Raw genomic sequence first — 17,558 nt, forward strand, 5'->3', positions numbered from 1 at the left:
TCGAGAGAAAATAAAAATATGAATATGCGGTTTTCATCATATGACAGACACATGCAGAAAAAACAGTGAGCATGATAAACTTAGGAATAGAGAGAAGGAGGATATAGTACAGAAAGGTTGCCCAGATAGATGGTTTCGTATAAGATGAGAGGGAAGGTATATTAGTTTTTTAAAGGAGAACTTTATATGGATGCCATATGGTCTTATGATGCGTGGATAGCACTAATCAAAATTATTGCTATTGATATTATTTTGTCTGGCGATAATGCGATTGTGATCGCAATGGCGACAAGGAAGCTTCCGAAAGAGCAGCAAAATAAGGCAATTTTTTGGGGAACAGGCGGAGCGGTTATTTTGCGGATCTTGTTTGCCGCCATCATTGTCTTTTTGCTGAAAATCCCATTCGTACATTTAGCTGGCGGACTTTTATTGCTTTGGATTGCGTATAAAGTGTTGGTTGAGCATGAAGAGACAGCGAATATTCAATCATCTGACCGTCTTTTAAAAGCCATTTGGACGATTATCGTAGCAGATGCAGTAATGAGCTTAGATAATGTGGTCGCTGTGGCGGGGGCATCGGAAGGGCACGTTGGTATGATTGCATTTGGCGTAGCTATCAGCATTCCGATTATGATTTTTGGCTCGAAGGCGATCGTGGCCATTATGGAAAAACATGTGTGGATTACGTATATTGGGTCCGGCATTTTAGCTTGGACAGGAGGAAAAATGATGATGGAGGATGAGGGGTTTACAAGTTTCCTCCATTTGCCAAAAGGTCCGCTTTCTTATGCGATTGCTGCGGGTTTGACGATTTTTGTACTGGCCCTCGCTTATCTGGCAAATAAAAAGGCGGAAGCGCAAAGAGAAAAAGGCAGAATGATATAAAAGGATTGTTAGCGTATCCGTCGGGGTCTCCTATCTCTCAACGGAGTATAAATCAAAGAGGTTCATTGGATTATAGATGAAAATGAATTTTTTCACATTTGGGGATTTATATGATGTTGTTTCTTAGCAATCGATTCATAGGCATGAAAGCGGCGTTGCTTGTACCTTTGCTACATGAATAGATGATCCAAGGCTGTGGATTTGTTCTGATCTATTGTTAAATCTTCAGGCTGCAACATGATATCTTGCTTAAAAGAAAAATGACCGAACAGCTTGCTTAACGGACGAAAGCTTAGTCTTTAGTGAAGCTGTTCGGTTCTTTAATTTTTGTTGGTTTGGCTCTGTACTAGAGTTCCATTCGAGCCTTAGCCGTCTGCTACGACCACATAAGCAGCTTTCACAGGGCCGTGGACCCCCACTACTAAGTTCATCTCAATGTCGGCTGAATTGCTTGGACCGGTAATGAAATTGATACATGATGCGACTTCTTTTCCCGCTTTGACTTGCTGATGGATATAAAAAGCGGCTTGCGTCATTCGGGGAACGATGGTGCTTTTCGGAATGATGCAAATATAGTTTTGCGGTAAGAAGCTGACAGTGCGTCCTTTTCCGCGATCGCTGAATAAGACGACGGTCCCCGATTCTGCCAATGTGATATCGCTAAAAGTGATCCCAATATTCGCCTGCTCAGCCTCTGTGATATTGACCGCTCCAAGAGACGGATCCCATATATGAACGTGAATGCCGCTGTTTCGCCAATGATGGTACAAAAGATGGGATAATCCATATTCCGCAAAACGCGGATCATTCCATGTCACGACAGGACCGCCCCCATAACGGGATACGACTTTTTGCAAGGTAAGAGGAAGCTGTTCTTTGTTTGTCTCAAATACATCGGTATGGATGGCTGCACACTGCGTCTTCAATACTTCTAGCAAATCGTCCTCACTATACCCTTGAAATACAGTCCATTGCGGTTGATGCCGCCACTGAGGAGCCTGCACGTTTGTCGCGTACGCTTTTCGTCCAAGCCGCTCGGCAACTTGATTTAAAAACGCTTCTCGGCGATGGATACGTCCTCTTTTCATGGCTGATCCCCTGCTTTCTTTCGATGATGAAACCAATCGCGAAACCTTTCTTTTTCGGGCGCTGGGAATTCGCGAATCGCTGTCCACGCTTTTAACGGTCCGGGCCCTTTTGAAATGCGTTCATTGGTTGTAAATGGATTCAAGACACTTGGTGCCATTTTCGAGCCCAGTTTGTAAAATGTCGTTGATGCTGCACCTAAGCCAAATGCTTTCATGGCTAATTTTTCTGAAATAGGGGCTCTTCCTTCTTGTTCCACGATGACTTGCCGATGCTTATGCAGCAGTTCGTGAAGCGGTATTTTGACAGGACATGCTTCCGTACAGGCTGCACATAATGTTGAAGCGTACGGCAGTTCTTTATAATCATCATAGCCTCCAAGCAGCGGGGAAAGGACGGCACCGATCGGCCCGGAATAAATGGATCCATATGAATGACCGCCAATATGACGGTACACCGGGCAAACATTGACACAGGCCGCGCAGCGAATGCATTGCAGCACGGGTTGAAATTCTGTCCCTAAAATATTGGATCGGCCATTATCGACAATGACAAGGTGAAATTCTTCGGGGCCGTCTACCTCTTCAAGATGGCGAGGGCCGGTTAGTACCGTAATATAGCTTGTTAATTTTTGCCCGACAGCGCTGCGTGTGAGTAAGCTTACAAGCACTTCCATTTCTGCGAAAGTCGGCACAATTCGTTCCATGCCCATAACGGTAATCTGCGTTTTAGGAAGGGCTGTTACTAAATCGGCATTTCCTTCATTTGTAACAAGCGTGATCGAACCGGACTCGGCAATGGCGAAATTGCAGCCGGTAATGCCGATATCGGCGCTTAAATACTCCCGGCGCAGTGTTTGGCGGGCATGAAGGGCCAGTTCTTCTGGCTTTTCGGTTTTGTCATAGGCCAGCTTCTGGCGAAAAACATCGCGAATTTGTTCTTTATTTTTATGCAAGGCGGGTGCGACAATGTGGGAAGGGGGATCATGGTCATCCATTTGCAAAATGTATTCTCCGAGATCCGTTTCAATGACTTCGCAGCCCGCTTTTTCCAGCACAGCATTCAGCTGGATCTCTTCTGTAACCATCGATTTGGATTTGACAATTTTTTTGGCTTGCTTTTCCATGGCGACGTCAAGAATGTATTGTGAAGCTTCTTCGGCAGTTTGGGCGAAAAAAACGTGTCCTCCGCGCTTGGCAACGTTTTCACTTAATTGAAACAAGTAAAAATCAAGATTGGCTAGTGTATGTTGGCGAATTTCTTCCCCGAGCGCCCGCCATTCTTCCCAATTGCCGAGCTCCGCAGCGGCCTTTAGCCGTCTGGCATGCAATCGTTCTTGGGCTCCAGCGACAGCGCCGCGCATAAATGAATTATCAATTCCTGATTTTACGCGTGCATGAAATGGCTCTTCTCCGATTTTCATCGACATATTTTTTCCCTCCCTCATTCATGGCGATTAAGCACTTCTGCAATATGCATCACTTGAATTGGTTTCTGCGCTCGTTCGATGCGCCCCTTTATATTCATTAAACAGCCGCAGTCCGCAGCGATTAAATAATCCGCTTCTGTTTCTTCAATATGCTGGATTTTTTCATCCACCATTTGCTCAGAGATGTCCCCCATTTTGACGGAAAACGTACCGCCAAAGCCACAACAGGTATGGGCATTCGGAAGCGGAACCATTTCCAAGCCTTCCACATGTTTTAATAGCTTAAAAGGGGCTTCTTTCACACCAAGCAACCGCGTCATATGGCATGACGTATGATAGGTTGCTTTTCCTTGAAGCTTAGCCCCGACATTTTCTACTTTTAACACCTCCACAAGAAATTGAGTCAATTCGTATGTTTTGGCTGCGAGAGCTTTTGCCTTTGCTTCCCATTCCCTGTCTCCGCGGAAAATTTGCGGATATTCTTTAAACATGGTGGCACATGAGCCAGAGGGAGCAACAATATATTCTGCATGCTCGAATGTACGAATCATATGCTTCATCGCTTCTTTTGCTTCTTTGACGTATCCGCTATTGTAGGCGGGCTGTCCACAGCAGGTTTGGGCGTCCGGGAACTCGACTTCGCATCCTAATCGTTCCAGTAGCTCGACGGTTGATTTGCCGACATTGGTATGAAATAAATCTACTAAACAAGTAATAAACAGCGTGACTTTCATCGTGCGCTTCCCTCCTTGGTATTAAATGATGGAGTTTCTCGGTATGGAAGTGTATCTTGAATTGAAAGAAAACATAATCGTGGGCATGGGATCATCGATGTTTACGGGAAAATCAATGATTTCAACCGGCTAGCCACCGAAAAAAGCTCCCTTTTGTTTTGCTGCACATATGGAAGCGAGATAAACAGGTCATCAGATGACTATATGAATAATTATATAACAATTTTGAAAAAAATAAAGCGCCATCTTTCTTTAGTTGGCGCTTTGAGGAGAAATATATTTTTTTAGTACTTGCTCTACGTTTGATAGATGCTCTAGCATGCGAGCTTGTGCAGCATTGACATCTTGGCGCTGAATCGCTTCAAAAATATTCATATGCTCTTCAAGCAGCTGTTCGCTTGTTGCTTGTTTAGAAAAAAGCCAAATTCGTCTTGTTTCTCGCATGGTTTCTATCATCATTTCTGATATATTGTTCATCAGACTAACCAAAATGGGATTTTGTGATGCTGCTGCAATAGCAATATGGAAGAGGAAATCAGCTTTTTCCCCAATTTCTTCATTGCCGATTCCTTGCCGCATTTGTTCGAGTGCCTCCTCCATCGCTTTCAAGTCCCTTTCTGTTCGCTTCCGGGCAGCTACGCCGGCAGCGCCCACCTCTAATAGTTTGCGGACCTCCAATAAATAGGCGATATCTTCCTTTTTCATAAGAGCGGCAATGGAAATAGGAAAAGAAAGCATCGTCGGATCAAATTCACGGATGTAGGTTCCTTCTCCTTGCTTTAGTTCAATTAAGCCCATGGCTTTTAAAGCGGTCAGTGCTTCGCGAATCGCTGCACGCCCCACTTGAAAATTCTCTGCTAGCTGCTGAACAGAATCGAGCTTGTCTCCGGGCTTCAACACCCCGTTTTTAATCATATCAAAAATGGTTTCCGCTACTTCTTCGTAAATTTTTTTCGGTTTAATTTGTTTATATTCCAAAAATAGTCACCTCATACTGAGAAGTGTAACAGCTTGTCACATAATTTATATTATACAAAAATTTTCGCGAAGAATCAGCGAAAGAAATTTCACAAAATTTCATAATTTCATATTGAGTTTTTTCTAAAGAGAGCATATAATTTTTGTCAGTATAAACACATGGTCATCAGATGACCTAATTATCATCTTTTTCAGGGGAGATATTAAATTGGGAGGGGATTTGCTATGCAGTGGAAGCAAGATTTTACACCGATTGCTGATAATTTAGCCTTATCGGCCGTTGTGGCTCTTGTGCCGATTCTTTATTTTTTTTGGGCGCTGGCGATTAAAAGAATGAAAGGATATGTAGCAGGCGTTACGACTTTGATCGTTTCATTGGTCATAGCTGTAATCGCTTACAGGGTGCCTGTGTCAATTGCTGCCATGTCCGCCACACAGGGGGCTGTTTACGGTCTTTTGCCCATCGGATGGATTATTATCACTTCGGTATTTTTGTATAAATTAACAGTAAAAACAGGAAAGTTCGATATTATTCGCAATTCGGTATTGTCTATTACAGAAGATAGACGGTTGCAAGCGCTGCTTATCGCATTTTCATTTGGAGCCTTTTTAGAAGGGGCGGCCGGATTTGGAGCGCCGGTGGCGATTTCTGCTGCTTTGCTCGTAGGACTTGGATTTCATCCATTATATGCGGCCGGCATTTGTTTAATTGCTAATACAGCCCCTGTCGCTTTTGGGGCCATCGGTATTCCTATTACTGCGTTAGAAGGGCCGACAGGCATTCCGGCAATGGAAATTTCAAAAATGGTGGGTCGGCAACTTCCATTTTTATCCTTCTTTATTCCGTTTTACCTTGTACTCATTATGGCTGGATGGAGAAAAACGATCGAAGTGCTGCCGCCGATTTTGATATCAGGAATTTCATTTGCCGTTACTCAATATGTTAGCTCAAACTTCTTGGGGCCGGAATTGCCAGATATTTTATCAGCGTTAGTGTCGCTTGTTACTTTGACGGTTTTTTTGAGATTTTGGAAACCGAAAACCATTTATCGTTTTGATTCGGAGTTGGAAGCGGCAGCGACCATTCAAGCACAAAAGCGCTATACAAGCGGTGAAGTATTCAAAGCATGGTCCCCGTTTTTAGTATTAACCTTGTTTATTTCGATCTGGGGAATTCCACAGATGAAGGCAGCGCTCACGGGGCATTATGAAGGAACAAATGTGATGTTGAAAGCGCTTAATACAATAGGGCATTATTTGACATGGATGCCGGAGGTTCCCGGATTAAGCAATAAAATTATTGATGCCAATGGTGAGCCGATTGCAGCTGTCTATAAATTAGAACTGCTAGGAGCAGCAGGAACAGCCATCTTCTTAGCGGCTATTGTGACCAAGTTTATTGTCCGCATTTCTTGGAAGCAATGGGCCGAGACTTTTGCCGAGACGTTGCAAGAATTAAAGTTTCCGATTATTACGATCACAGCCGTAGTTGGTTTCGCCTATGTGACCAATGCGTCTGGAATGAGTACGACATTGGGAATGGCGATGGCTAAAACAGGTTCACTGTTCTCCTTCTTCTCTCCGTTTCTCGGATGGTTAGGGGTGTTTATCACAGGCTCAGATACATCATCTAATTTACTTTTTGGAAATTTACAGAAGATTACCGCTGCTTCGATCGGAATGGATCCTGTTCTTGCACTGGCCGCTAACTCATCAGGAGGTGTGACAGGGAAAATGATTTCACCGCAGTCGATTGCGGTTGCCTGTGCTGCGGTAGGTTTAGCCGGCAAAGAATCCGATTTATTCCGCTTTACAGTCAAGCATAGCATCTTTTTCATTATTTTAATTGGGATTATGACATTTTTACAGTCTACTATTTTTTCATGGATGATTCCATAGTGCTTGCTGAAAAAAGGAAGCCAGCACAGGGGGAGACCACCTTCTCTGTGAAAAGGCTCCTTTTTTCTTAAGTTATATAGAACGGGGCTTCCCTTTCATTTTTCTATATTTAGCGGTGCGAATTCTATCAATTCCATTGACTTGCCTTCGATTGTCTAAAGGCTCGTTGCCTTAGTTTATCAAGTCATAAACAAGCATTGAAGTCGACTAAAAAATGATGAAAGCCATGGCTTCTTCTTATAGATAAGAAGGCGATGCCAAAATCGGCATCATGCGCTCTATCTTCAAGCTGCCTGTATATCACGTTTTTAGAGAGGGTGAGAATCATTGATTTCTGAAGCAGCTAAACAATTATTTATTCAAATCGTTGGCCGGGAAAACTATGACGATTCCAAAGCGGGGAGGCTTGTTTATTCCTATGATGCCACTCCGCAATTTCAAGCGATTCCTGAGGCGGTGATGGCGCCGCGAAATACGAAGGAAGTTTCCGAGATTGTGAAAGTTTGCGCCGAGTACCGCATTCCGATTGTTCCACGCGGTTCCGGTACGAATCTGTGTGCCGGAACATGTCCGATAGAAGGTGGAATTGTCCTGCTTTTTAAGCATATGAATCGCATTCTTGAAATTGATGAAGACAACTTAACAGCAACGGTTCAACCGGGGGTGATTACGCTCGATTTGATTAAATCAGTAGAAGAAAAAGGGTTGTTTTATCCACCTGATCCAAGCTCGATGAAAATTTCAACGATTGGAGGAAATATTAATGAAAATTCCGGTGGTCTGCGCGGGCTGAAATATGGAGTCACTCGTGATTATGTCCTTGGGCTTGAGGCGGTGTTGGCCAATGGAGACGTTATTCGCACAGGAGGAAAATTGGCCAAAGATGTGGCTGGTTATGATTTAACAAGATTATTGGTTGGATCGGAAGGAACGCTTGGAATTATCACAGAGGCTACGCTAAAGCTTGTGCCGATGCCGGAGGCAAAGAAAACGATGCTAGCTCTTTATCAAGATTTAGAGGCGGCTGCCCGATCTGTGTCCAAAATTATTGCAAGCAAAATCATCCCTGCGACATTGGAATTTTTAGATCAGCCAACGCTTAGAGTTGTAGAAGATTATGCACAAATTGGCTTGCCGACAGATGTAAAGGCCGTTCTTCTTATTGAGCAAGACGGTGCACGTGAAGTGGTGGAAAGAGAGATGCGGCAAATAGAAAGAATTTGTAAAGAGGAACAGGCGGTGTCTGTACAATTGGCCCGTTCTGACCAAGAAGCCGATGCTTTGCGCACAGCGCGGCGTTCGGCATTATCCGCCCTTGCTCGCCTACGGCCGACAACGATTTTGGAGGATGCCACTGTACCGCGTTCAGAGATAGCAAAAATGGTAACAGCCATCAATGAAATTGCCGAGAAATACCGCGTCATGATTTGTACATTTGGGCATGCCGGCGATGGCAATTTGCATCCAACATGTCCGACGGATGCACGTGATGATGAAGAGATGGAGCGAGTGGAAGCAGCGTTTGCCGAAATTTTTGCCAAGGCGATTGAGCTTGGGGGTACGATTACCGGGGAACATGGAGTGGGAGCCATGAAGGCGCCATATTTAGAATGGAAGCTTGGCAAGGAAGGGGTAGAGGTGATGCAAGCGATCAAGCGTGCGCTTGATCCCTACAATATTATGAATCCAGGAAAAGTGTTTGCGAAAAGTACGAGGAAACGTGTGGTGGTAACAAAATGACTTCGTCAAAGGAGCAAAAAGCGATCCAAGATCAGTTTCGTGAACGGATGAACGAAGATGAGCTTATGAACTGTATGCGTTGCGGTTTTTGCTTGCCGTCATGTCCCACGTATATAGAATCGGGATCACAGGAGCTGCATTCGCCAAGAGGACGCATTGCCATCATGAAGGCGGTAGTCGATGGTTTGATTGAACCGGATGAGGACGTTGAACGTACACTGAATATGTGTTTGGGATGCCGAGCTTGTGAGCCGGTTTGTCCTTCAGGCGTCCGTTATGGACATTTATTGGAAGAAGCGCGCGATATTATTCAGCAAAATAAAAAACATTCATGGCCTGTTCGCGTGCTGCGTAAGCTGGTGTTTAAAGAATTGTTTCCTTATCCTAATCGTGTGCGCGTAGCAACAGCCTCCCTTGGATTTTATCAGCGCTCAGGACTGCAAACGTTTTTACAGAGAACGAGATTGTCTCATGTTTTGCCTGCCCATTTAAGGGAAATGGAAAAGGTTTTGCCAAGTGCTCCAACGCTAAAAAAAATGAAAAAGCGGCCAAAGCATTTGCCGGCACAAGGAGAGGCGAAACGAAGAGTCGCTTTTTTCTCCGGTTGCTTAATGGATACGCTGTTTATCGAAACGAATGATGCAACGATGAAGCTATTGCAGCTAGCTGGATGTGAAATTGTCATTCCATCTTTGCAAACATGCTGCGGCGCTTTGCATGGACACAGCGGAGAAAAAGAGCAGGCTAAATGGTTAGCCAAGCGAAACATTGAGGCGTTTGAGCAATGTCAGGCAGATGCCGTTATTACAAATGCAGGCGGTTGTGGAGCGTTTTTAATGGAGTATGATCATTTGTTGAAAGATGATCCTGATTGGGTTGACCGCGCTAAAGCTTTTGTGGAGAAAATTCGTGACATTTCTGCTATTTTAATAGAATTAGGGTTTCAGCATAAAGGACTGAAGCTGCCGCCGCAAATTGTTACTTATCAGGATTCGTGCCATTTGCGAAATGTCATGAGAACATCATCTGCGCCGCGGCAACTGCTTCAATCGATTGCTGGTGTAGAATTTCGCGAAATGAGAGAGTCTGATCGCTGCTGCGGTTCTGCAGGGATCTACAATATTGTTGAACCGGAAATGGCCATGCAAATTTTAGATCATAAAATGGTGTATGCAGAACAAACGGGAGCGACTACCATTGTGACGGCTAATCCTGGCTGTTTGCTGCAAATGAAACTAGGAATTGAGAGGAAAGGGCTGGGAGAAAAAGTTCGTGCTGTGCATATTGTGGAAGTATTATTTGAAGCGGTTAAGGAAAGCGGCTTGTTTGAAGAAAGTAAAGACGGGTAAGCAGGATAAAAATTTTAGGGGATCTACGTATAAGTGACTTGCTAGCTGGACATAATAGGGGTGTAGAGTTTTCCAAGTATTCCCCCGATCCCCTGTGAATATATAAAAGTCCCTTCATTTTTATGGAGGGACCTTTTTTTGAGTTATGCTACTCTTTTAGCGCCGATAAATTTTGGTTTCCAGTAAGAGTTATTTAAACGATCGATTTTTACACCGCTTGATGTAGCATGAATGATGGAGTTGTTGCCAATGTAAATCGCAACGTGGGAAGCACCTTTTTTATATGTACTGAAAAATACGAGATCACCAGGCTTTAATTTTGATGTATGTACGCTTGTTCCTTTTTGGTACATAGATGCTGCGGATCGCGGTAATGTTTTACCGACCTTTTTATATGTATAGTAGACAAAGCCGGAACAATCAAAGCCTTTTGGAGTTGTACCGCCGAATTTGTAAGGAGTGCCGATCATTTTTTTTGCTTCTGTGACGACTTTTTGTGTATTTACAGCCGCTTCCGCTTTGAAAGCGTTACCAAAAAGAGAACTAAATACAATCATGAATGATAGTAGAGTGACTGTAAACGTTCTATTCATTTTCCTTAAACCTCCGACAACGAGTTTCCGTTTCTTTCTCACAGGTTTCAGTATAGCAAAAATATTGTCGAAATGTTGTTACATTTAAATTAAATAATATTACAGACAAATTACAAAATTTGATGACGAAGATTTAAGACCTGGTACTATATATAAAGCTTTATGTGACTACACTTTCAGCGTTTGCGCTTTGTTTATGCGAGGAACAGAAAGCGTTCGGCTTCATGTCTTCACATTCGCCGATCAATCGGCTGCTTTTGTTTACCGATAGAGCGTATTTAAAGGATATACATATATAACTAGCGAATGTCAGAAAATGTCGAAAAAATAGGAAGGATGAAGGGAGAAACCTCTATATTTTCCATTTATAATAATAAATAAAAGTGCATGGTGAGCGTTTATGCTATCGAAAATGAGTGAATATATGTTATTTACTGTTGGCATTTTAATCGTGATTTTATTCGGACAGCAACAAATGAATCGATTGATTCATAGAAAGCTCAAGGTGTCTATTTTTTATATAGCGCAACGATCGACAATGCTTTTTTATGTTTTTGTTTTTTTACTGCTAGCCACTGGCATTTGGTATGTGAACGGGCTTGAACATCAGGAACGCCAAAAATATGAACGAAATTTGTCACGTTTGGCGGCAAGCTTCGCCGCTGAACTTTCGCAAATGAATCACCAGCAGGTAACAGACACAACCAATGCAAATGATAAAACCTACCTCGGTCTTTTGCGTACGTTGAATCGCTGGCAGCATGATCATCCCAATATACGCCAAATTTATACATTAAAACAACGAGCAGATGGTCAGAATTATGTCATGCTTTCCGTCAAAGCAGATGATGGAAAGCATGATGGACAACAGGTTCAGGATTTGCCGAGCGGGGCGGCCTATCAGGCGCATATGTCAGAGCTGGCGCAAGCATTTCAAGGAAAGATCAGCATTAAAAATGAGGGGGATTTGCCAAAAAACTTTGTTATATTTTGTCCAATCCTAACACAGCAAGGCAAGGTGGATGCCGTTTTAATCATTCGCTATGATGGAGCACACTATATGAAGAAAATGCACCATCAACTACACAAAGGAATGGGAAGGATCTTTTTACTATTTTTTATTTCTTATATTTTTTATTTATTGCTGCTCTATGTCCGCTTAGACAAACTATCTTTTAAAAAATATAGCGAAGAAGTGCAAAGGATTCAGCATCGTCTTAAACGTCTTTCTGAAATATCTATGGAAGGAATTATTATTTATTCGGGGCAAACGATTTTGGAAGTGAATCATGCTGCATGCCGGTTATTCGGTTATACAGAGAACGAGCTGATGCGGACACCGATGGAAGCGCTTGTCGCTTCCCCTCCATTGCCAGATTGGACGCAATCTTTGGTTGAAGATACGACATATGAAGTGCATTTGCGTAAAAAAGACGGCACGACTTTCCCTGCAGAGGTTTTGAAGCGCAAATATGATGATTATTCCCGATCCCGAATGGTCGATGTAGTAGCCGTCCGAGATATTACAGAACGAAAAAAACATGAAGATCGAATGAACTATATTGCGTTTTATGACGATTTAACAGGTTTGCCTAATAAAGAAATGCTCTATCAGATGTTAAGCGAAAAGCTAACGGATGCACAAAATCTCAAAAGAAAAACAGCAGTTATGTTTATGGAAGTGAAGGGAATAAAAGCGGTAAATGATTTGTATGGCTATACGGTTGGGGATCAAGTGCTTCTAGCATCCGTGGCGAAGATAAAAAATCTAGTCGGTGAAACCGACATTTTTGGCAGATGGGGCGGGAACGAATTCATCGTCATTTTGCCGCAAGTGGACAGAGACGAACAAGTAAGCGAATTATGCCAGCGTTTAATCGAAGCAATGGAAGAGCCGTTGATCGTGAACAAACAGGAATTTCGCTTGACGCTAAAAATCGGCATTAGTTGTTATCCGAAAGATGGAGATAATGGTCACACATTAATTCGCAGAGCTGATATAGCTAGACATGAATTGTCAAAACAGGCCATTGGCCAATTTCGCTTTTTTGAGAAACAAATGAATCGAACCATTTATGAAAAAATTCATATGGAAAGAGAATTGCGCAAGGCGCTGGAAGCGGAGGAATTTGAGCTTCACTATCAGCCGCAAATTCAACTGCAAACAGGAAAAGTGATCGGAATCGAAGCACTTATCAGATGGAAGCATAGGGAAAAAGGAATGATCTCGCCAAACGCATTTATTCCGATTGCCGAAGAGACGGGTTTCATCATTTCGATTAACGAATGGGTTATGGAAACAGCATGCCGGCAAACAAAGCTGTTGCTTCATCAATATCCTTCCTTATCCGTTTCTATTAATTTGTCGCCTTGTGAGTTTGAAAGCAGAAAGCTTATTTATAAGCTTGCGAAAATCCTTGAAAAAACCGATTTTCCGCCCCATTGCCTAGATATCGAAATTACTGAACGCATGACGATGGATACGGAAAAAGCCATTCCGATTTTAAAAGAGCTGAAAAATGTAGGTGTCAATGTCAGTATTGATGACTTTGGGACAGGGTACAGCTCGTTAAGCTATTTGAAAAAACTGCCGATTGATCGCTTGAAAATTGACCGTTCATTTGTGCAAAATGTCCAAAAAGAAGAAGAAGCTATTTTGCCAGCGATTATCACTTTAGGGCATAATATAGGTGTAAAGGTGCTTGCGGAAGGGGTAGAGACAGAGCTGGAGGCTGCCTATTTAAAAGAAAAACAATGCGACGAAGTGCAAGGCTATTATTATACAAGGCCGCTTCCGTACGGCGAATTGGTACAATTTCTTGATCAGCATAAACAGCAAGCAAGTGCCATCATAAGCTAAAGATGGATGTGAGATCAAATGGATATTATTTCAAAAATTGCGGAGGAAAGAATTCGGGAAGCCTTGAAAAATGGGGAATTTGATCATCTTCCTGGATTGGGCAAACCGCTGGAGTTGGAAGATTTGTCGCATATTCCTGAAGACTTGCGAATCGGCTATCTGCTGTTGAAAAATGCCGGATATGTCTCTGAGGAAGTCGAATTAAAAAAGGATGTAATGACCATCGAAGACCTATTGCGTTGTTGTGATGATGAAACAGAAAAAGAGAAACTCAGGAAAAAACTGAATGAAAAACTCCTTCGTTGGAATTCGCTTATGAAAAGGCGCAATAAAACGAATTCTCAAGCCTTGCGCGACTATCAACAGCGGATTGATGAAAAGTTTCGGTAATCAATAGAAAAAGCTTGCTGCGGTTTATCGGCAAGCTTTTTTATTTTGCGTGCAAAGTTTCTTGAAAAGTGGGGAAGATATCATTAGGTTTGCTATTTTGTTTGACTCCATCATTTTGAATTTCAAAGGAGAGTGAAACATGATGAAAATGCGATGGATTTTTTGGGTGTTAGCGCTCATGCTTGTGATTCCCACAGGAGCGCTGGCGGAACAAAGAGAGCCTAGCATGGAGGCAGGAGCTCAAGCATTTGCAGGGCATATGTTCAAACATGGAGAACTGGATGAACAAAAATGGCTGGAAATTGTAAAAAAATATACACCGAATCAAGCTGCAGAATGGCAAAAGATTCTTAATGAACGAAAAGAACTAAGAAAGCAACTGCAAAGCGAAGAAGTGCAAAAGGCCCTGCAAGCAAAACATGCAGAGATGAAAAAGAAAAGAGAAGCGGATTTTGACCAATTAATTGACCGTCTTGCCAATAAAGAAATAACCAAACAGCAGTTCAAAAAAGAATGGAAGAAGTTACATAAACATAAGAGATGGATGACAAAAGTAGAAAGACAAAAATTGTATAAGCTTCATCATCAAACGCATGAGGCAATGAAGAAAAATGATCAACAGGCCCTTTCTTCCTTGCTTCCACAATGGTTGGAGCATATGAAGAAAGAAAATGAGCGTTTGGCTAAATGGATTCAAGAAGCGACACAAAAATAATATAGGCCATTTGTAGTGACATCTAAGCTAGCTCTTGCAAGGAAAATCTTCCTCAATAAAAGCGCGCCTGCGCCTTTCATAAGGAGGATTCCTGCGCAAGAGCATTTTTATTTGGCAAGGAGACAAGCAAAACAGCGGTTGTAAATATCAAAAATACGGAAAAAATAACTAGGATTCAAATGAAGAAATAATTGAAACGGTCTTTTCGCTTCTTAATAAAAAAGAAATTCGTGTTTACTCGATTTGTTTGGTATTGTTGGGCTGGTCTCGACACCGATATAGATACTATAATGGAGAAAAAAGGCCAAGAGTTTCTATACGGCCGTTTTTGGCAAAGGAGAAATTCGTATGGGATATCCGGTGATGCTGCATATCGCCAATCAACACGTTGTTGTCATTGGTGGGGGGAGGGTGGCCGAACGGAAAATAAAAGGTTTGCTGGAGGCGGAAGCAAAAATTACGGTCGTCGCTCCTTCTGCTACAGGGGGGATTCAACAGTTAGCGGCAGCCGGAGCACTCGTTTGGCGCCAAAAAACATTTTCTCCTGACGATATTAAAGAAGCGTGGATGGTGATTGCGGCCACGAATAATCGAGAAGTAAATGAAGCGGTGGCCGCCGCAGCGGAGCCTTATCAACTGATTAACATTGCCGATGATCCAGAGCGGTCTAATTTTCATGTTCCGGCGGTGGTAAGGCGTGGCCGATTGACGATCGCTGTTTCAACAGGAGGAGCGAGCCCGACTGTCGCCCAGCAAATCCGCCGTCAGCTTGCGGAACAATATGATGAAGATTGTGGACGGTATATCGAGTTTCTTTACGAGTGCCGCCAATTTATTTTGCGGAATGTAAGCGATGAGCGAATACGAAAAAAATTGTTTAAGGCGATTGCCCAGGAATCGTTCCGCAAGAAGGGAAATTGGGAAGAAGAGTTCCACCGACTTTTAGAAATGACCTTATAAATGAGAAGAAAACCTGTTTGAATGAATAAATCTTCGAAAAAAGTGAAAGAGGGATAAGTTTTTTAACATTCTTCAGTCGAGAAGTCTCCCACTTCTAAATCTTGCGAAGCTTGATGAAAGTGGGAGATGAATCGACTTCGGACAAGGACAGGCTTTTGCCTGTTCAATTGTCTGACCCTGTGGTAAAATAAACCTATGTCGTTCTTTCATAACTGGATATAGGAGATTGCATGGAGAAAATAAAATGCGAAAACCAAGCTGATCCTTCCATGCGTAAAATATCCAAGGTACAAAAGAACTCCGAATTGTCGGACATCTAGGGTTGGAACGACCCGAAGTCACGCTCAGGGAGACGAAAGGCGGCTTTCGTCGTGGAACTGAGAAGCTCCCACTTCAAGCTTTAGCTAAGTGGTGAGTAGTTCACCAGCTTTCCCAAGTCTCCTATCTTCAAGGAGCGGGAAGGGCGACAGCCCAGTGAGCAGGGGAGATGAATGTCGGTGATCGCCAATCGATAGGATCCTCTATCGTTCAAACGGACCCCTTCGGAACGAAGGAAAGCGTAGGGGGGGATTGTGTGTGGCTTACCGTTCAGCGGACACGCGCAAGTCGCTTGAAACTCCCTCTTCTAAGCGAAGCGTAGGTGGTGGGTAAGTTCACGCAGGCCGTCTTTCAGAAAGGCGGACCTGCTTTTCTTTTCTAATTTTCCCATTTGTACGTCCAAAACCGCTCCGTTTTCAGCCATTCTAACGCGTCACCGCCGCGTTTAGAAGCAGCGCTCATCAATCCTTCTGTTTGGGAACGGTGTGCTTGAATGGCGGCGATTTTTTTATCAATGACTGCGCTGACATCACGGACGATATCAGGTTTTCCCAAGTCTTGTTCGCAATTTTTAGCAAATGCGACACAATGGACAATTGGCCGCTCTTCTTTTGGAATTCGCTGGACGGCGTGAATGACAGCTGCCCCGCATGCGTCATGGTCAGGATGAACGCTATAGCCAGGGTAAAACGTGATGATTAAAGATGGATTCGTTTCTGCTATAATAGCGCTAATGCGATCAGCGATCAGTTCTTCATCTTCAAATTCAATCGTTTTGTCACGGAAGCCGAGCAAGCGCAAATCGTCAATGCCAATCGCTTCGCATGCCGCTTTTAACTCTTGTTTGCGAATGAGCGGCAACGTCTCACGGTTAGCAAAGGGAGGAGTTCCCATGTTGCGTCCCATTTCTCCAAGAGTAAGGCAAGCATATGTGATCGGAGTGCCTTTTTCTGCATGCATGGCCAGTGTGCCGGAAACACCAAATGCTTCATCATCTGGATGGGGAAATACAACAAGTACATGTCTTTCCATTTTCATCCCTCCTTAAAAAGGTTCATGGCTCAATTGTAGAGCAACTGCGAGCTTCCCTTCATAATCATGGCCGGCAAGCAAAAGCTGCCCTTTGTCAGTCATCTCCCAATCTGTTAACCCTTCTGCATATATCCAGCCCAACTCCAGCTTTAATCCGATACGGTAAGGTCCTTTGCCAACGATTTTTCCATGGCTGAAACGGATTCGTCCGTTGCGGATGTATGCACCTGCTGAGAAAAATCCTTCGTTATGATGGGCAGCGTATGCCCCGTTTGTTGTTTCTAAATGCAAGTACACGTCTTGACCTTTGAACTGATTCAAGACGGTTTGTACCTCTTCAATACGAATCGGCTGCAAAAAAACCCCTCCTCGAACATCGTTTTTATTATTGTACATGAAAGCTAGACATAAAAGAAAATATTTCGTCCGCAAGACGTTTGCAAGGAAGCGGTGAAAAAATAGACCATATCGATAAAGATCGTGCCCATTTCATATCATCCCCCGAGAAGTCTTCCATTTCTAAACGAAGGGTAGGTGAGAGAGGTTCATAGATGATGATTGATGGATGCTTTGATTCCAGCAAACCTATG

Annotated in this window: 15 protein-coding genes; 8 read left to right on the forward strand and 7 right to left on the reverse strand. The window is 43.2% G+C overall.

The window, feature by feature from the left end; all coding sequences use genetic code 11:
* The first annotated feature begins 186 nt into the window (after positions 1 to 186).
* Positions 187 to 885 (forward strand): TerC family protein, encoded by a 699-nt coding sequence (locus GGQ95_RS10415; protein ID WP_183186726.1) that lies wholly within the window; start codon positions 187 to 189, stop codon positions 883 to 885.
* 365 nt (positions 886 to 1,250) lie between these two features.
* Here GGQ95_RS10415 and GGQ95_RS10420 read toward each other — a convergent pair whose 3' ends face one another.
* The 4 genes from GGQ95_RS10420 to GGQ95_RS10435 form a co-directional block, all read right to left on the reverse strand.
* Positions 1,251 to 1,973 carry a LutC/YkgG family protein gene (locus tag GGQ95_RS10420; RefSeq protein ID WP_080859740.1) on the reverse strand — a complete coding sequence of 241 codons (723 nt, stop codon included), beginning with the start codon at positions 1,971 to 1,973 and terminating at the stop codon, positions 1,251 to 1,253.
* Positions 1,970 to 3,400: a LutB/LldF family L-lactate oxidation iron-sulfur protein gene (locus GGQ95_RS10425; protein WP_080859742.1), complete on the reverse strand. Its 1,431-nt coding sequence runs from the start codon at positions 3,398 to 3,400 to the stop codon at positions 1,970 to 1,972. Before GGQ95_RS10425 ends, GGQ95_RS10420 begins: the two co-directional genes overlap by 4 nt.
* Positions 3,401 to 3,414: 14 nt before the next feature.
* A complete protein-coding gene (locus GGQ95_RS10430; protein ID WP_080859744.1) occupies positions 3,415 to 4,134 on the reverse strand; it encodes a (Fe-S)-binding protein in 720 nt (239 codons plus the stop codon).
* 252 nt (positions 4,135 to 4,386) lie between these two features.
* Positions 4,387 to 5,112, reverse strand: a complete 726-nt coding sequence (locus GGQ95_RS10435) for a FadR/GntR family transcriptional regulator (protein ID WP_183186727.1) — start codon at positions 5,110 to 5,112, stop codon at positions 4,387 to 4,389.
* A gap of 225 nt (positions 5,113 to 5,337) precedes the next feature.
* Here GGQ95_RS10435 and GGQ95_RS10440 point away from each other — a divergent pair, with 225 nt between their 5' ends.
* From GGQ95_RS10440 to GGQ95_RS10450, 3 genes are all read left to right on the forward strand, one after another.
* Positions 5,338 to 7,011, forward strand: coding sequence for an L-lactate permease (locus GGQ95_RS10440; RefSeq protein WP_183186728.1), 1,674 nt, complete (start codon positions 5,338 to 5,340; stop codon positions 7,009 to 7,011).
* 327 nt (positions 7,012 to 7,338) lie between these two features.
* Positions 7,339 to 8,751 carry a glycolate oxidase subunit GlcD gene (glcD, locus tag GGQ95_RS10445; RefSeq protein WP_183186729.1) on the forward strand — a complete coding sequence of 471 codons (1,413 nt, stop codon included), beginning with the start codon at positions 7,339 to 7,341 and terminating at the stop codon, positions 8,749 to 8,751.
* Positions 8,748 to 10,100 carry a (Fe-S)-binding protein gene (locus GGQ95_RS10450; protein WP_066146643.1) on the forward strand — a complete coding sequence of 451 codons (1,353 nt, stop codon included), beginning with the start codon at positions 8,748 to 8,750 and terminating at the stop codon, positions 10,098 to 10,100. The genes glcD and GGQ95_RS10450 overlap by 4 nt, the downstream gene beginning before the upstream one ends.
* Positions 10,101 to 10,243: 143 nt before the next feature.
* Here the strand turns inward: GGQ95_RS10450 and GGQ95_RS10455 are convergent, their stop codons facing one another.
* Positions 10,244 to 10,693, reverse strand: coding sequence for a C40 family peptidase (locus tag GGQ95_RS10455; protein WP_044743871.1), 450 nt, complete (start codon positions 10,691 to 10,693; stop codon positions 10,244 to 10,246).
* A 400-nt stretch (positions 10,694 to 11,093) separates the two neighbouring features.
* Here GGQ95_RS10455 and GGQ95_RS10460 point away from each other — a divergent pair, with 400 nt between their 5' ends.
* From GGQ95_RS10460 to GGQ95_RS10475, 4 genes are all read left to right on the forward strand, one after another.
* Positions 11,094 to 13,553, forward strand: coding sequence for a putative bifunctional diguanylate cyclase/phosphodiesterase (locus GGQ95_RS10460; protein WP_066146649.1), 2,460 nt, complete (start codon positions 11,094 to 11,096; stop codon positions 13,551 to 13,553).
* 18 nt (positions 13,554 to 13,571) lie between these two features.
* Entirely contained in the window at positions 13,572 to 13,943 is a 372-nt protein-coding gene (locus GGQ95_RS10465) for a DnaJ family domain-containing protein (RefSeq protein WP_044743869.1), read from the forward strand.
* Positions 13,944 to 14,085: 142 nt separating this feature from the next.
* Positions 14,086 to 14,658 carry a hypothetical protein gene (locus GGQ95_RS10470; RefSeq protein WP_044743903.1) on the forward strand — a complete coding sequence of 191 codons (573 nt, stop codon included), beginning with the start codon at positions 14,086 to 14,088 and terminating at the stop codon, positions 14,656 to 14,658.
* Positions 14,659 to 15,006: 348 nt separating this feature from the next.
* Positions 15,007 to 15,618, forward strand: a complete 612-nt coding sequence (locus tag GGQ95_RS10475; RefSeq protein ID WP_044743868.1) for an NAD(P)-binding protein — start codon at positions 15,007 to 15,009, stop codon at positions 15,616 to 15,618.
* A 696-nt stretch (positions 15,619 to 16,314) separates the two neighbouring features.
* On the opposite strand, the gene bshB2 is transcribed toward GGQ95_RS10475, so the two are convergent.
* Entirely contained in the window at positions 16,315 to 16,968 is a 654-nt protein-coding gene (gene bshB2, locus GGQ95_RS10480; protein ID WP_044743867.1) for a bacillithiol biosynthesis deacetylase BshB2, read from the reverse strand.
* A gap of 12 nt (positions 16,969 to 16,980) precedes the next feature.
* Complete coding sequence (locus GGQ95_RS10485; RefSeq protein ID WP_044743866.1) at positions 16,981 to 17,325, reverse strand: YojF family protein; 345 nt, start codon at positions 17,323 to 17,325, stop codon at positions 16,981 to 16,983.
* Positions 17,326 to 17,558 lie beyond the last annotated feature (233 nt).

The organism is Anoxybacteroides rupiense (assembly GCF_014196195.1).
GTDB lineage: Bacteria > Bacillota > Bacilli > Bacillales > Anoxybacillaceae > Anoxybacteroides > Anoxybacteroides rupiense.